Consider the following 427-nt stretch of genomic DNA (forward strand, 5'->3'; position numbering starts at 1 on the left):
TTAAAATCCATCTGCCAGAGCTGGTTAGGCGCACTGTGTTCATAGCGGCCGGTAGCCGGGATGCCGGGAGGAACACCGGGCAGCAGACCGTGACGGGCCATCAGCTTATGAGCGGTACTGAAGGCGGGCAACTGATGCCCGTGGTCTTCAAGCCAGCCCTTAATCTTGCGGGCACCCCAGCGTGGATGTGTGGCATGTGCCATCCGCAGCAGGTCGGTAATGCTGTCGTCGGTTCTTGCGGGGGAAAAGTGTGGTGCACGTGAACGGTCAGCAAGACCGGCAGTGCCGTCCTGTAACCAGCGATGAAGCCACTTGTAGCCAGTGGCAGGAGAAATGCCATAGCGACGGCACAGAAGACGAATGTTCGCCCCGTCCTGCGAGGCGAGCAGAACAAACTCAGAACGTAATGACATGGTATCTCTCGCAT

The 427-nt window shown here is 58.3% G+C and carries 1 protein-coding gene; it reads right to left on the minus strand.

The genetic code is table 11. The features are described from left to right. Window positions 1-427: helix-turn-helix domain-containing protein (locus tag WFN87_RS24045; protein ID WP_336989475.1), on the minus strand; the 427-nt coding region annotated here is incomplete at both ends.

The sequence above is a fragment of the Cedecea sp. AS113 genome, from assembly GCF_037152415.1.
Taxonomy (GTDB): domain Bacteria; phylum Pseudomonadota; class Gammaproteobacteria; order Enterobacterales; family Enterobacteriaceae; genus Cedecea.